The sequence below is a fragment of the Ferruginivarius sediminum genome, assembly GCF_003344765.1.
Lineage (GTDB): Bacteria > Pseudomonadota > Alphaproteobacteria > Kiloniellales > Rhodovibrionaceae > Ferruginivarius > Ferruginivarius sediminum.
Genome location: NZ_QPMH01000002.1, coordinates 253548 through 268512, shown reverse-complemented (window position 1 = coordinate 268512; position 14965 = coordinate 253548). Strand labels below are relative to the sequence as shown.

Below are 14965 nucleotides of genomic sequence, written 5' to 3'. Positions count from 1 at the left end.
CGGGCGGGCCTTAACCTCGCCGCCGCCCGGACGCAGGCTAGCGTCAAACTTGACATGTGGGAAATTCTATATTTTCCGATATTCAATGAGAGCGATTCATGAATTGGATGCCCTGCTGCGCCTGGAGCTGCGGCACTATCATTCCATCCTGGCACTGGCCGACACCGGCAGCCTGACGGCCGCCGCCGAGCGGCTGGGAACGACGCAATCCGCGCTCAGCCACCGCCTGCGCGAAGCGGAACGGCGGCTGGGCCTCAGCCTTTACACGAAGGTGGGCCGGCGCTTGCGCATCACGCCGGCGGGCGAATGCCTGCTGGCGGCGGCGCGGGAGGTATTGCCGGCGCTGGCCAGGGCCGAGGGGGACGCGCTCGCCGTCGGCGGCGGGGTCAGGCATGTGGTGCGGATCGGCTCCGGTGCCTACAACAGCTATTACTGGCTGCCGCCCCTGCTGAAGCACTTCCAGGACACCTACCCCGACGTCGACGTGCAGATCGCAAGCGAGCCGGGCCGCTCGCCGCTTGCCGCGCTGCTGGACGGCGCGCTGGACGTCGCCGTCGCCTCGGGCCCGGTCGAGACCGAGGACGTGCGCGCGATCCACCTGTTCCGGGACGAGCTTGTCTTGATCGTGCCGCCGGACCACCGCCTTGCCGGCAAGGCGCAGGTGGAGCCCGCCGATCTGGCGGAGGAAACCTACATGACCTACTCGCTTGTCGAGGAGCACGGCTATGAGAGCGAGCACTTCTTCCGCCCCGGCGGGGTGCGCCCGCGCCGGCTGGTGAAGGTCGAGCTGACCGAGGGCATCGTCGAACTGGTGCAGGCCGGCTTCGGCGTCAGTATCCTCTCGCGCTGGGCCGTGGCTCGGCGGATCGAGAGCGGCGCGCTCTGCGCCCTTCGCGTGGGGCGCGGCGGCCTCTACGTGGACTGGCACGCGTCGGTGCGGCGCGGGGAGCCAGAGGGCTCGCCCGCAATCAGATTGGCCGAGGAGCTCGCGCGCTCTTCATAGGCTGGAAATGAAAGGGGCGGCCCCGGCGGAGCCGCCCCGAATACGAGAAGCCTGCAAGGGCCTCGTCAGTTGGTCGCCTCGGGCAACGGCACGTCGATCGCGTTGTCGTGGACGTACTCGAGAACCTGCACCGAGTCGTCGGCCGCCTGGGTGAAGATATCAAGGCCGTCATCGTCCGCCTCGATGGACGGCACGGTGTTGAAGGTGACTTGGCCCTGCTCCAGCGTATCGATGACGCCGTCGTTGTCGGTATCCAGAGCAGTGTATTCCCCGTCGCCGTTCACGTCCGTATCGACCACATAAACTGTCGTCGGGATATAGGCCGTACCGTCCTCGTTCGGCAACAGGACCTGGATCGAGGTATTGGCGTAAACCGCATCGCGGCTGTAGCTGAAGAAGGCGTCGGACGGATCGTTCGGATCGTCCTCCACGAGGGCCGCCAGCTCGTCGTCGACGCCGAGGAAGCCGCTGATGTAGGCGATCTCGTCGACCGACAGATCGCCCGTCTTGTCGGAACTGGCGGCCAGCGCGGACGCCGCGAGGCTGGGCAGCACGTCGGCCGAAACCTTGATGTCCAGTTCGACGCTTTCGCCTTCGTGGTCGGAGGTGACGCTGACTGTGTAAAGGCCGTCGGCGTCAGGCGCGCTGGCACTCGCTTCCAGCAGAGCCTTGTAAAGTGCCAGATTCTCGAGCGGCGAATCGATGGTATTGTCGAAGTAATCGATCAGGCGGCCGGATTCGTCGGTCACCTCATCAAGATTGTCGACCGTGATCACCATGCCGTCCAGCTTCGTCAATGCTTCGGTAAGCGAGTGGTCCAGCACCCGCTCCGGAGAGCGCGCGATATTCATGCGGCCGAACTCGACCTCTTGCACCATGTCGGCATACTCTTCCGGCAGTTCGCCGTCATAGTCCGCCAGCGCGACAACGGTGCCGTCGCTCAAAACCACCTGCACCATGCCGTCGACAAGGTCCGGCGTGCCGTCATCGTTGCGCACGATCACCCAGAGATCGCCGTAGTCCTCACCCTTCTTGGTGTTACCGCCCTGGCTGCCTTGGCCGGGCTTGCCTTCCCGGCCCGGCGTGCCGGCCCAGTCCGGACGATCGGAGTCCTCCTCCTCGCCGTCCTCGGCGGCGGCGTCCATGCCGTGCTTGCCGCGCATGACATCTTCTTCCAGCCGCGAGCCGCTGCCGCCGCCGGCGCCTTCCTGGCCGCCCTTCTGCATGCCGCCCTGGCCGGCGCCTGCGCCGCCCTGACCGCCATGCTTCTGCTGCCCCTGGCCCTCGCCCTGGGCCGCCTGGGCCGAATTGATGCCGAAGCCGCCATCGATGCTATTGATCGCCGCCGGGGCGACCAGAAGTGCAACGGCCGCCGCACCGGCCATCAGCACGCTCTTCACCGGAGATTTCCGTCCAGTCGTCATTGAATCCGCTCCTTCCTGATATCCTGGGGCAAGTCCGCTTTGTCGTGACTTCCGATCACGTCGCGAAGCGTCTGCCAGCGTGTCTAGTTTAGCTGTGCCTAATTTACCTGCACTGCTTTGCATCAAGTTGAGATCCGGACAGCAGGACATTTCTCATGTTTCTTCTTCTTCGTGTCCGCCACCCGCGTGTTCGGGGCGGCGTGACTCGTGCTCGGTCTCGTCGCTGTCCTCATGAGATCCTGCGTCGTGCCCTTCGTCCTCATGGCCGCCACCGGCATGCGCCGGACGCTGCGATTCGTGCTCCTCGTGGGAGCTGTCGTCCTCGTGCGAGGCTTCGTCGTGATGCCCGCCGCCACGGAACACGCTTTCCTCGAGATGACTGCCGCTATGGCCACCGCTGTGAGAGCCGGGCTCCACGCCCGGTCCGCCGCCCATGCGGCCGCGTCCGTCCTGCGGCCCGCGGCGCGCGCCGTCGCCGCCCGCACTGTGCGAGCCGCCCTCGTCCGCATTCGCGGCTGGCATGCTCAACCCCATCGCGGTGCCGCCATCGGCCGGCCCGGGAACCTCCATTCCCAGCGCCAGGACGAACCCGGCACAACCAAGCGCCCAAAGGCGGACGCGTCCGTACTTGTCCATCATTCCAATCCCGAATCTTGCGCGTCATCGCCGGCTTCGCCGATCGATAGAGCCATGATGCATTGGACGCGGGGGTTCTACATTGCTCTGAATCAATCATGAGCAACAAAAAGCTAAAGAGCGCGGACTTTGTCCGCGCTCTCGGAAAATTCATGATGTCTGGAAGTTTTATGCCCTAGAAGCGATAGCCAACACCCACTCGAATCAGGCTTTCGTCGTTGTCGAAGCGGTCGCTACCAGGACCGTAGTCGATCGAATAGCTGTCGTAGTCAGTAAAAGTGTAATCCAGCCGCACGAACAGACGCTCGCTGGCCGGCACCTCAACGCCGCCGCCGAAGCGGATGCCGGGCTCGGTCCGCTCGTCGTCCTCGTCCACACCGGAGTCCGCCAGCTTGTAAGACGTGCTGAACCCGCCGAGGACGGCGCCGACGCGTCCGTAGATGAGCGCCGCGTCGGCCAGGACATAGCCTACTCGTACGCCGCCGCCGACCGCGTAATCCTTCTTGACGGAATACACCCGGCGTCCGGGGACTCGCTCCACATCCCAGTCGGCGCTTGCCACTTCCGCGTCCACCTCGACGCCTGCGTAGATCGGGCCGAAGGTCTGGCCGTAACCGCCGAAGATGCCGCCGGCCGGCCCGTCGCCGCCGCGCTCGACGCTAAGGAAGCTCGTGCCGATGGGACGCCCGCGCCCGCCCTCGTTCTCGGTTTCGAGCCAGGTCCAGCCAAGCTGGCCGCCGCCATAGGCGCCGTTGAAGTCGTGGGCGATCCGGGCCTCTTCCTCGCCGCCGTCGGCGCGGGTGTCGTACAGCCGGTAGCCGAGACCGATACGGAACAACGACTCGTCGTTGTCGAAGGTGTCGACGCCCCTGGTGTAGTCCACGTCGTAATCGTCGTAGGCGGTATAGGTCCAGTCGGCGCGCCAGAACACACGCTCGCTCAGCGACACCTCGACGCCGGCGCCGAAGCGGATGCCGGTCTGCGTCTCCTCGAAATCGACGACGTTACCGCGCCCGTCGTCATAGAACGTATCGAACTGGGTGCGCACCAGACCGACGCGCGTATAGACCAACCCCCGCGGATTGAGCAGATAGCCGAGCCGGACGGCCCCGCCGTAGCTGACATCGCGCTGGGCCGAGAAGTCCCGGTCGCCTGGCGCATTGTCGTGATCCCAGTCCGCGTCGCCCCTGTCGGCTTCCAGCTCGACGCCGTACTGCCAGCGGTCCAGCATCGCCGCATAGCCGACGAAGCCACCAGCGACATAGCCGTCGTCGGCCTGTTCGTTGCCGACGCTTCCGCTGCCGCCCGGACCGCGCGGCCCGTCGACCTCCGTGCCCAGGACCGAGTGGCCCGCCTGCAGGCCGCCGTAAAGGCCGTGCTTCGCGTAGACCGGTACCGGGTCGAAAGTGGTCTCGGAAAGCTGCGCGCCGAGCCGGGCGAAAATGATGTTGTTGTCGTAATCCTCGCTCGGGTCGCTGGATTCGCGCCGCTCAAAGTTGTAGCCGCCTTCGACGTAAAGGTTCGACGTCAGCAGGTAGCGAAGCTGCAAGCCCACGCCCGTGGTGTCGTCCGTCCGGTCGATACGCTCGAAATCGCTTCGCACGTGGTAGAGCGGCACCGACGCGGTCAGGCGGTCGCTCAAGCGATGGCTGACGGTCACCCCGCCGACCGTGTCGATGGATGCCGGGCTGCCGATCAGTGTCGTTTCCTCTATGGACCGGTCCAGATAGGCGTTGAAGCTGACCCGCGGCGTTGCGCGGACGTTCAAGCGCGCGCCGATGTCCAGCCCGTCCACCGTGCCGAAGCGGGAATCCTCGTAGTCCTGCTGCATGTAGCCCGCGAGGACCTCGCCGCGCGCGCCCTGGCCCAGGCGGACGTTCGTGCCGATGGCCGCGCTGTAGCCGTCGCTGTCGCGCTCGAAGCCGAAGTCGTCGCGGCCGTCGTCGTACTCGCGCACGTCCCAGGCCGCCTGCACGAACGGCTGCCAGACGGGATTCGACAGTAGCGTGGCGCGGCTGCCCACCTCGTACTGGTTGCGGTCGCGGTCGTCGTTGTTGATCTCGCCGCCGCCGACCTGATCCACATCACGGAAATCCAGGTTCTGCGCAGTGCCGCCGACGCGCAGGCGCACATCGCCCAGCCGGTGCTCGGTCCCCAGCACGCCCTGCAAATCGGTGTAGGTCGTCGGCTCGTCCGCGGCGAAGGGATCGTCCGGGGAATCGCGCTCCTCGTGCTCCCGGGCGAAATCCAGGCCGGCGAAGATATTGGACGTGCTCGAAAGGTCGTAACGGCCGTTCAGTCCGACGAAGGCGTCCTGATAATCTTCGTCCTGGTTCTCGCCATAGAATGCGATATCCGCGCCAGCGCGAAAGCCAACCGCGTGCCGCTCCCAGTCGGAGCGCACGTCGAGCGTGGGCGAGACGATCGTGATCAGGTCGTCTTCCTCGCCGGTTTTCTGGGCGAAGATGTTGTCGTCATACGTCTCGGTGACGGAGATCCCGGGATCGACCAGGAACGACCCGAGGCGCAATCCTTTGTAAGGCCCCTCGCCCTCCTCCGGCGCGCGCATCGGCGCCTCCGCCCCGCCCTGATCGCGATCGGGCGACTCGTCGACGGTTTGCGCCGCCGCCGGCAGGCCGGCGAGACAGCTTCCCGCCATCAGGAGCGCCGCGAAGCTCCAGGGTTTGCGGGCGCACTTGCACATCTTGTGGATCCCCCTTTCGCCGGGCGGGCCCGGCGGTATCGATCTTGATTGCGCCCGGCGGGACTGGCCGCGTCTGCCCGCGACCAATGAAAAACCCCCTGCAATCCATAACATGAGCAGGATGAGTTATTGCAAGCGCTTACCCAACCCATCCGATGCTCCGTGTAGCGTTTGCTGGCGCACTGAACATTGCGCTGGATCAGATTACACGCGCAATGGCTGGCCCTACCGTCCCCGGCCTGGACCCCAAGGGCGCTCGACGCTGGCTAATCCCCACCTTTCGCCGCTAATCTCCCGCCAAGTGGAGACAGCGGACATCACCGTGCACGACCAATGGAAAGACCATGACGGACACGCGCCACATCCTTGCCATCGATCAGGGCACCACCTCCAGCCGGGCCATCGTGTTCGACGGGCGCGGTCGCATCGTCGCCGACGCCCAGAAGGAGCTGCCGCAGCATTTTCCCCGCTCCGGCTGGGTGGAGCACGATCCCGAGGACATCTGGCGCGACACCCTGGAAACCGCGCGCGGAGCGATGGAGAAAGCGGGCCTTGCCGCCGGGGACATCGCCGGAATCGGCATCACCAACCAGCGCGAGACGGCGGTCATCTGGGACCGCGAGACCGGCAAGCCGGTGCATAACGCCATCGTCTGGCAGGACCGCCGAGGCGCGCCGCTGTGCGACAAGTTGCGCAAGGACGGGCACGAGGCGCTGATCCAGCGGCGCACCGGCCTTCTGGTCGATTCCTACTTCTCCGCCACCAAGATCGCCTGGATCCTGGAGAACGTCGATGGCGCGCGCCAGCGGGCGGAGGCCGGGAAGCTGGCTTTCGGCACCGTGGACAGCTTTCTGCTGTGGCGGCTGACGGGCGGCACGGTGCATGCCACCGACGCCACCAACGCCTCCCGCACCATGCTCTACGACATCCGCCGGCAGCGCTGGGACGACGAGCTGCTGGCCCTGCTCGACATCCCGGCCGCGATGCTGCCGGAGGTGCGGGCCTGCGACGCGGAATTCGGGCACACGCAGGCCGACCTCTTCGGCGCGTCGCTTCCCGTGACCGGCATCGCGGGCGACCAGCAGGCGGCCGTCGTGGGACAGGCGTGCTTCGACGAGAACATGCTGAAATCGACCTACGGCACCGGCTGCTTCGCGCTGATGAACACCGGGCGGACGGCGCCGACCTCGCGCAACCGGCTGCTCACCACCATCGCCTACCGCCTGGGCGAGGAAACCACCTATGCCCTGGAGGGCAGCATCTTCGTCGCCGGCGCGGCGGTGCAATGGCTGCGCGACGGCCTGAAGCTGCTCGGTTCCGCGCCGGAGACCGAGACACTGGCACAGCAGGCGGACCCGGAAAGTGGCGTCTACATGGTGCCAGCCTTCGTGGGGCTGGGCGCGCCATACTGGGATTCGGGCGCGCGCGGCGCCATCTTCGGCCTGAACCGCGCCACCGGCCCGGCGGAGATCGCGGCCGCGACGTTGGACGCGGTGTGCTACCAAACCCGCGACCTGCTGCAGGCGATGGAGGCCGACGGCGGCGAGGCCCCGGCCGCGCTGCGCGTGGACGGCGGCATGGTGGCGAACGACTGGTTCCTGCAACGCCTCGCCGACCTTCTGAACGTCCCGGTGGAGCGGCCGGAGGTTATCGAGACCACGGCCCTCGGCGCCGCGTGCCTCGCCGGCCTCAAGACAGGCGTATTCGACGGCACGGCGGGCATTTCAGAGGTCTGGCGCGCCGAGCGGCGCTTCGAACCACGCATGCACGCCGAGGAACGCGAGCGCCGCTACGCCGGCTGGGTCGATGCCGTCCGCCGCGTGCGCAGCGACGGGTGAGGATGCCTGGCTGTGCTCAGGACTCCGCCTCCGCCGTCAGGCGTTCGGGATAGATGAACCCCGTGACTGGATAGACGCTGCTGCCAAGCTGGTCGCCCGGCGTGTACCAGACGCGCACGCGCGACCAGTCGTTGGCCTTTGAAACGTCCACCATCGGCGTGTTGCGGTGGATCTGTCCGTGGTTCAGCCAGTTGGCGTGATCGACGATGACGCGGCGCGGGCTCACGATCTCCCGCACGACGGCCAGATGCCCGCGTTGTGGCCCGGTGCTGAGCTGGGCGACGGCGCCGAGCCGGGGCGTGCGTCCGCGCGTGTAGCGTCCCTTCGCGCTGCCCCACCACGTCCAGGCGTCGCCGTAGATCTCCACCCCGGACACCTGCCGGGCGTAGGGAACGCATTGCAGCGGACGGTCCGCGCGAAGGATCGCCGGCTGCGGCAGCTCGGGGTTCCCGGCGCGCGGCGGCTGGATCGGGTCCGGGCGGACGACACGCGGTGAGGGCGCATGTTGCTCTACCGGTGCCGGTGTCGGCGCGGCGCAAGCGGCCAGCCCGGCCAGCAGCAACGCGGAGACGACGATACGCTGCACGTGAGATCCCCCTTAAAGACCGAACCGTGCCGTGCGGTATCGCATTATAACCCGCAAGCGTTGAGCGAATGTCAACACCGTCCTGCCGGGCGGACCGTTCAGTCCTCGCTCAACCCAAGCCGTCGGCGGGCGTCCGCGTCCAGGCTGTCGACGAGCCGCGCCCGCTCTTTCCGGGCCAGGGCGTTGCCATTGCCCGCCGCCGCATCGTACCAGCGCAGGGCCTGTTCCAGGTCGCGCGCGATCCCGTCGCCGTCGCGGTATAGGCGGGCGAGTTGAAGCTGCGCGCCGGCGTGGCCGCTTTCCGCCGCGGCGCTGTACCAACGCACGGCTTTCGCCGCGTCCGCCTGAACGCCTTCACCGCCGTGGTAAATCTCGGCCAGCACCATCTGCGCGCGGGCGAAGCCGGCCTCCGCCGCCTTGCGGTACCATTCCCGCGCCGCGCCGCCGTCCTTCTCCACGCCAAGGCCGCGAGCGTACATCGCTCCCAGGCCCATCGCGGCCTCGGGATCGCCCTGCTCTGCGGCCGCCCGGAACCACTCCCGCGCCTTGGCGAAGTCCGGCGCCACGCCAAGCCCGGCGGCATACATGCCCGCCAGCGCGGTCTGCGCCCTGGCGTCGCCGTCCTCGGCCAGCGTTTTCCAGATCGACACCGCCTTGCCGTAATTGCCGCGACGGGCGGCGGAATCGCCCGCCTCGAAACTTCCCGGCTCCCCGGCTTGCGCGCCGACGGCCAGGAACGCCAGCAGGCATAGCGATGCAGCGGCGAAAAGGACGCGTTTCATGCCTGCAACCTGCCGAAGAGAGCGCCCGCGGGCAAGGGTGGGATGCGCGGTCTCTTGCCTTGGTCCCTTCGCCCCGCCAACCTGCGGGCCAGCGTATACGATAGGATCATGCGTACATGGCCGCACCTGTTTGCCGGGCCCGAAGCCACAACCGATAAGGGGAGCGCATGAGCGAGCAAGGACCGGATTTCCTGCGCGTCGGGCTGCGCCGGCGCGGAGTGAGCGTGCGGCTGAAACTGCGATGGGACCGCTCGCCGCGGACCTGCGCGGCCGTCTGCCGCCGCCTGCCGGTGGAGGATCAGATCTGGCACGCCAAATACGCCAGCAACGAGGTCTACGCGCTGCTGCCCGCGTGGGAGGCGGACCCGCCGCTGGAGTGGGCCTGCGCGTATCCGGGACCGGGCGACCTGATGTACATCCCGCACCCGCCGGGCCTGTTGGCCAAGGACGAGGGCGCGCGTCTGGTCGACCTCGCCTATTTCTACGAGCGCGGCAACAACCTCTATGGCCCCTTCGGCCCGGCAATCGGCAGCATCTTTGCCACCATGACCTCGGTCGAGGACGTGGAGGCGATGGCCGAGGCCTGCCACGATGTCTGGTTCAACGGGCTCAAGGACGAACGCCTGTTTATCGAGCCCGAGTAAGGCCCGGCAGGGTACCGTTGCCGTCCTGCGTCCCCATGTGCCGATAATGGGGCATTCAAGGGCAACGGCCCGCCGGCTTCACGGGAGGCAAGCGGCATGCGACAGGCGCTGGACGAGATCGAGGTGTCCACGAGGGGCCAGGGCTTTTACGAGATCACCGGCCGCGCGGCGGAATGGGTCGGCGGGCAAGGGATCGCCGAGGGCCTGTTGACCGTCTACCTGCGGCACACCTCGGCCTCGCTGGTGATCCAGGAGAACATCGATCCCGACGTGCAGCACGACATGCTGGACTTCTTCAAGAACCTGGTGCGGGAGGACACCTCGCTTTACCGCCATATCGCCGAGGGCTCCGACGACCAGCCGGCCCACATCCGGGCCGCGCTGACCCAGACGCATCTCGCCATTCCGGTGCGCGACGGACGGATGCTGCTGGGCCGCTACCAGGGGATCTTCCTGTTCGAGCACCGCAGCGCGCCGAAGTCCCGGCACCTCGCGCTGCACCTCCTGGGCGACTGACGGCAAGCCATCGTCAGACGAACGTCACCTTCTCTGCACATTCGCTCCCGACCTGAGCCTTCAACCGTCGGCAGCCCCGTTTCCGGGGCGCGCATCCGCCGACTGTCGAATCAAGGCAAGAGGAGCAAGGAGCATGCGAGCCAAGGGCTTGACGAACGCCATTGCCGGTGCGGCCTGTGCCGCCGCGCTGGCCGCCGCACCGCTGGCCGCGCAGGCACGACAGGTGCCCGACAGCTTCGCACCGGTCGCCAAGGACCTGATGCCGGCCGTGGTCAACATCTCTACCACCCAGACGGTCGAGGGAGAGACCGGACCGCTTGGCCAACTTCCGCCCGGCCATCCGCTGCGCGAGTTCTTCGAGCAGTTCCAGGGGCAGCAGGGGCAGCAGAAACGGGAATTGCACTCCCTGGGTTCCGGCTTCATCGTCGATGAGGACGGCTATGTCGTCACCAACCATCACGTCATCCGCAAGGCCGACAAGGTGACGGTGGTCCTGGACGACGACACCAAGCTGGACGCCGAGATCGTCGGCACCGATCCGAAAACCGATCTCGCGGTGCTGAAGGTCAAGACGGACCGGGAGCTTCCATCCGTGAACTGGGGCAACTCCCGCAAGGCGGAGATCGGCGACTGGGTGCTGGCGATCGGCAACCCCTTCGGCCTTGGCGGATCGGTTACCGCCGGTATCGTCTCCGCACGCGGCCGCGACATAAACGCCGGTCCCTACAGCCGCTTCATCCAGACCGATACGGCCATCAATCGGGGCAACTCCGGCGGGCCGCTGTTCAATCTCGACGGCAAGGTCATCGGCGTGAACACGGCCATCCTGTCGCCCAACGGCGGCAGCGTGGGCGTCGGCTTTGCCCTGCCGGCGCGCGTCGCCCAACCGATTGTGAGCGAACTTCGCGAGGATGGCGAAGTCACGCGCGGCTGGCTGGGTGTGACAGTGCAGCCGGTGACGGACGATCTGGCCGCCGGACTCGACCTTCCCGAGGACAAGGGCGCCCTTGTCGGCAACGCCGCGAAGGGCGGCCCCGCCGCCGAGGCCGGCCTGAAGCAGGGCGACGTCATTGTCTCGCTCGGCGGCAAGCCGGTCGAGGATGCCGGCCAGCTTGCCTGGCTCGTCTCCCAGCGCGACCCCGGCGACGAGGTCGAGCTCAAGCTGTGGCGCGACGGCAAGAAGATGGCGAAGACCGTCAAGCTCGGCGAGTTGTCGGATCAGAAGATGGCGCGCGCCGCGCCCGGTCAGCAGGACAAGGCCGGCAATATCGTCGCCAAGGCCCTCGGCCTGCAGCTTGCGCCGGCGAAGCCGCAGGTGCTGGAGCAGTTCGACCTGCCTTCCGGCATCGAGGGCGCCGTCGTCGCCCGCGTCGCGCGGGGCGGCCCGGCGGCCAGCCGCGGTATCCGGCCCGGCGACGTCATCACCCAGATCGGCCGCCGCGCCGTCGATAGTCCCAAGGACGTACGCCAGCTTATCGCCAAGGGCGCCGAGGAAGGCGCCGACGGCGTCGTGCTGCTGGTTCAGCGGGGCAACAAGTCGCAGTTCGTCTCCGTCCCGCTGGCGAAGCCGGAAACCGGGTAGCGCGGCAAGCGCAAGGTGAGCTGAGGGGCGGGGGCCCCCCGTAAGATGCAGGCGGTCACAGGGGTGCCCCCGCGCCACCTTCACACTTCGTCGCCGCGTCCGTGCAACCTGTCGAGTTGCCTGCGATCACGCTTGGTCGGGCGGCCGGCGCCCTTCTCGCGTTCGGCGCCCGGCGGTGGGGCATCCTTGGGTTTGGCGGGCTCGGTCGGCTGCAGATCCTCGTAGAGTTGCTGGGCTTCCGGTGCCGGGCCTCGGCGCTCGCCCAGCGCGACGACACGCACGACGCGGATTTGGCGGCCCTGCGGAAAGGTCAGGACGTCGCCGACCCGTAGCGGATGGTTGGCCTTCGCGACCTTGGTGCCGGAAACACGCAGGCGGCCCGCCTTGCACACCTCCGCCGCCAGCGTCCGGCTTTTGAAGAACCGCGCGAACCAAAGCCATTTGTCGGCGCGGCGGGTTTCGCCCTGCGGGTCTGGGGGCGGTGCGGTCATTTCACGAAGGTCAGGTGTTGCAGCTTGGCGAAGGGATGATCGGGGTCCGGCTTGACGCGCGGCCTGACCGGTTCCGTTTTCTTTGCACCAGATTTGTTGCCGCGCGGCTTCCGGCTCTCCTTCGCACGCGCCGCCTTGGCGTTCGCAGGCTTCTTGCCAGGGTGCGCGGCGGGACCGCGTCGGGGCCGGAAGGCCGAGACCTCGTTGTCGCCGAACGTGCCGTAGCCGAGGGCCGGCAGCGCCACGGCCAGGGCCTCGCGGTCGTTGTCCAGGATCCGCGCCAGCGCGGCGGTCGGCGTGAACGGGCCGGCGGGGTCCAGCTTGTGCATGGCCCCGGCAAGCCGTTCCAGCGCGTCCACGCGCACCGCGACCGCATTGGCCTGCTGGTGTTGCCGCCCGCGTCCGCGCCGTCCCGGCTCGATCCGGCGGTAGCCCAGAGTGCGGCAGGCGGCGTCGTCCCGCCCGGCCCCCGGCCAGAAGGCGGCGGCGTTCTCCGATGGAGCGTCGACTGTTTCGCTGCCGGAATGGATGGCCGCCAGCATGGCCTTGAAGCGCCGCGCCTGCGGCTTCAGTACGGCAGGCATCCAGATGCTCTCGCGCCCCAAACGGACACCCAGGTCGGCAAGCGCCTTGCGCTCGGGCTTGGTGAGGGTGCGCACATGTTCCGCCACGTCACCGCGATGCAGGACGCCCATCGCTTCCACAAGCTGGAAGGCCAGGCCGCGCGCCCGCGCCGGCAACTCCGCCTCGGCAAGCACGAACAGCGGGGCCAGCTTGTTGCGGATATGCCGCTCGAACCAGCCGTCCACACGCTTGCGGATACGCTCGCGCTGGGCGCTGTCGAGAAAGTCGCTGCCGTCGATGGCGACCTTCGGGTGCAGCGCATCGTTGCCGCGCACGAGACGCCCGATAACGTCGCCGCGCCAGGTCAGGCGACCCTGTTCGTCCAGCGCGAAGGCGCCGTCGTTGTCCGCTTCCAGCCGCAGCACGCGGGCCGGAATCTCGCCGGAAAGCGCCCGGCGGGCGGCCGCCAGCATGGGGCGCGCGGACTCGCTCGTGGCCGTCTTGTCGAGCGTGAAGCGGAAGGCCGTCAGCTTGCCGACGTGCTCACCCTCGACCAGCACCTCCCCGTCGCGCCGGACGGCGCCGATCAGGTCGGAGCCGTCCTTCAGCCGCTTGACCAGCGCCGCCGTGCGGCGGTCGACGAAGCGGTCGGTGAGACCCTCGTGAAGAGCATCGGACAGCCGGTCCTCGATCTGCCGCGCGCGCTCCTGCCAGTGCGCGTTGTCGGCCAGCCAGTCGCCGCGATGGGTGATGTAGGTCCAGGTGCGCACGTGCGCGATGCGGCCGATCAGGCTGTCGATGTCGCCCTCGGTCCGGTCCAGCCGCTCAAGCTGCTTGCCGACCCAGTCATCCGGCAGCCTGCCCTCGCCCTGCATCAGGTAGCGATAGATCTGACCCAGGAGGCGGGCATGGTGTTCCGAGAGGATCTTGCGGAAGTCCGGCACCTGGCAGACCTCCCACAACAGGCGCACCGCTTCCGGGTTCGTGGCAAGGCCGGCGATGTCTGGGTCGCGGGCGAGCGCGCGCAAGGCCTGATAGTCCTCGGCGTCGCGCGCCTTGGTAAGCTGCGGCACCGGCGGTGCCATCTCCAGGGTGCGCAACAGCCGCTCCGGCGAGCGGAAATCGAGATCGCGGTTGCGCCATGCCATCGCCTCGACAGGGTCGAAGCGATGGGCCTCGACGGCTTCCACCACCTCTTCGTCGATGCCGCCGGTATTGGCGGTGGTGCCAAAGCTGCCGTCCGACATGTGGCGGCCGGCGCGCCCGGCGATCTGCCCGACCTCCGCCGCCGTCAGCCGCCGCGAACTGCGGCCGTCGAACTTCGACAGCCGGGCGAAGGCGACGTGGTCGAGATTGAGGTTGAGGCCCATGCCAATGGCGTCGGTGGCGACGAGATAGTCCACCTCGCCCGCCTCGAACATCGCCACCTGGGCGTTACGGGTGCGCGGGCTGAGCGCGCCGAGGACCACCGCCGTGCCGCCCCGGTTCCGACGCATCAACTCGGCCGTGGCGTAGACATCGTTCGCCGAGAAGGCCACCACCGCCGAACGCGGCGGCAGGCGGGTCAGCTTCTTCGCCCCGGCGTAGCTCAACGTCGAGAAGCGCGGGCGGGAGACGATCTCCGCATCGGGAACCAGGGCCCGGACCATGCCGCGCATCGTGTCCGCGCCCAGGAACATGGTTTCGCAAAGGCCGCGGGCGTGCAGCAGGCGATCGGTGAAGACGTGCCCGCGCTCCGGGTCGGCGCAAAGCTGGACCTCGTCCACGGCCAGGAACTCGACCGGCCGGTCCACCGGCATCGATTCCACCGTGCACAGGAAGTAGCGCGGGTTCGGCGGCAGGATCTTCTCTTCGCCTGTGACCAGGGCAACCTGGTTGCGCCCCTTGATCTTGACCACGCGGTCATAGTTCTCGCGGGCAAGAAGGCGCAGCGGAAATCCGATCATGCCCGAGGTATGACCCAGCATCCGGTCGATGGCGAGATAGGTCTTGCCGGTGTTCGTCGGCCCCAGGACCGCGGTGACGCGTCCACGCCGGGTCGTCGGCTGGCTCGGCGCTGATCTCAACATGATCCCTAGAGAATCGGACATGCGCGCCCGGCGTTCAAGAGGCGGCTCCATGGTGCCGACGGGATAATTTCGGCTGCGCGCTCTCCGTCCCGGTTAAGGCCGGGTCCGGATGTCCCGGCACGCGGC

At 67.9% G+C, this 14965-nt stretch carries 12 protein-coding genes; 5 read left to right on the top strand and 7 right to left on the bottom strand.

Features of this window, described 5'->3' with window-relative positions; genetic code table 11:
• Positions 1–85 precede the first annotated feature (85 nt).
• Positions 86–1003, top strand: coding sequence for a LysR family transcriptional regulator (locus DRB17_RS03200; RefSeq protein WP_161958678.1), 918 nt, complete (start codon positions 86–88; stop codon positions 1001–1003).
• Positions 1004–1068: 65 nt separating this feature from the next.
• Here the strand turns inward: DRB17_RS03200 and DRB17_RS03195 are convergent, their stop codons facing one another.
• From DRB17_RS03195 to DRB17_RS03185, 3 genes are all read right to left on the bottom strand, one after another.
• Positions 1069–2427: a hypothetical protein gene (locus DRB17_RS03195; RefSeq protein WP_147274786.1), complete on the bottom strand. Its 1359-nt coding sequence runs from the start codon at positions 2425–2427 to the stop codon at positions 1069–1071.
• 153 nt (positions 2428–2580) lie between these two features.
• A complete protein-coding gene (locus DRB17_RS03190) occupies positions 2581–3063 on the bottom strand; it encodes a hypothetical protein (RefSeq protein WP_147274785.1) in 483 nt (160 codons plus the stop codon).
• A 175-nt stretch (positions 3064–3238) separates the two neighbouring features.
• Positions 3239–5767, bottom strand: a complete 2529-nt coding sequence (locus DRB17_RS03185) for an outer membrane beta-barrel protein (protein ID WP_161958677.1) — start codon at positions 5765–5767, stop codon at positions 3239–3241.
• A gap of 344 nt (positions 5768–6111) precedes the next feature.
• On the opposite strand from DRB17_RS03185, the gene glpK reads away from it, so the two are divergent.
• Entirely contained in the window at positions 6112–7605 is a 1494-nt protein-coding gene (gene glpK / locus DRB17_RS03180) for a glycerol kinase GlpK (protein ID WP_114580714.1), read from the top strand.
• Positions 7606–7621: 16 nt separating this feature from the next.
• On the opposite strand, the gene DRB17_RS03175 is transcribed toward glpK, so the two are convergent.
• Positions 7622–8191: a CHAP domain-containing protein gene (locus tag DRB17_RS03175; RefSeq protein ID WP_114580713.1), complete on the bottom strand. Its 570-nt coding sequence runs from the start codon at positions 8189–8191 to the stop codon at positions 7622–7624.
• A gap of 98 nt (positions 8192–8289) precedes the next feature.
• Positions 8290–8973 (bottom strand): tetratricopeptide repeat protein, encoded by a 684-nt coding sequence (locus DRB17_RS03170; RefSeq protein WP_114580712.1) that lies wholly within the window; start codon positions 8971–8973, stop codon positions 8290–8292.
• Positions 8974–9140: 167 nt separating this feature from the next.
• On the opposite strand from DRB17_RS03170, the gene DRB17_RS03165 reads away from it, so the two are divergent.
• From DRB17_RS03165 to DRB17_RS03155, 3 genes are all read left to right on the top strand, one after another.
• Positions 9141–9617, top strand: coding sequence for a DUF3830 family protein (locus DRB17_RS03165; RefSeq protein WP_114580711.1), 477 nt, complete (start codon positions 9141–9143; stop codon positions 9615–9617).
• A gap of 96 nt (positions 9618–9713) precedes the next feature.
• Positions 9714–10133 (top strand): secondary thiamine-phosphate synthase enzyme YjbQ, encoded by a 420-nt coding sequence (locus DRB17_RS03160; RefSeq protein ID WP_114580710.1) that lies wholly within the window; start codon positions 9714–9716, stop codon positions 10131–10133.
• Between the two features lie 133 nt (positions 10134–10266).
• Positions 10267–11715 (top strand): Do family serine endopeptidase, encoded by a 1449-nt coding sequence (locus tag DRB17_RS03155; protein WP_114580709.1) that lies wholly within the window; start codon positions 10267–10269, stop codon positions 11713–11715.
• Between the two features lie 80 nt (positions 11716–11795).
• Here the strand turns inward: DRB17_RS03155 and DRB17_RS03150 are convergent, their stop codons facing one another.
• Positions 11796–12206: an RNA-binding S4 domain-containing protein gene (locus DRB17_RS03150; RefSeq protein ID WP_114580708.1), complete on the bottom strand. Its 411-nt coding sequence runs from the start codon at positions 12204–12206 to the stop codon at positions 11796–11798.
• The gene (locus DRB17_RS03145; RefSeq protein ID WP_114580707.1) at positions 12203–14839 is read right to left on the bottom strand and encodes a helicase-related protein; all 2637 of its coding nucleotides are present in this window, start codon (positions 14837–14839) and stop codon (positions 12203–12205) included. Before DRB17_RS03145 ends, DRB17_RS03150 begins: the two co-directional genes overlap by 4 nt.
• Positions 14840–14965: the final 126 nt, after the last annotated feature.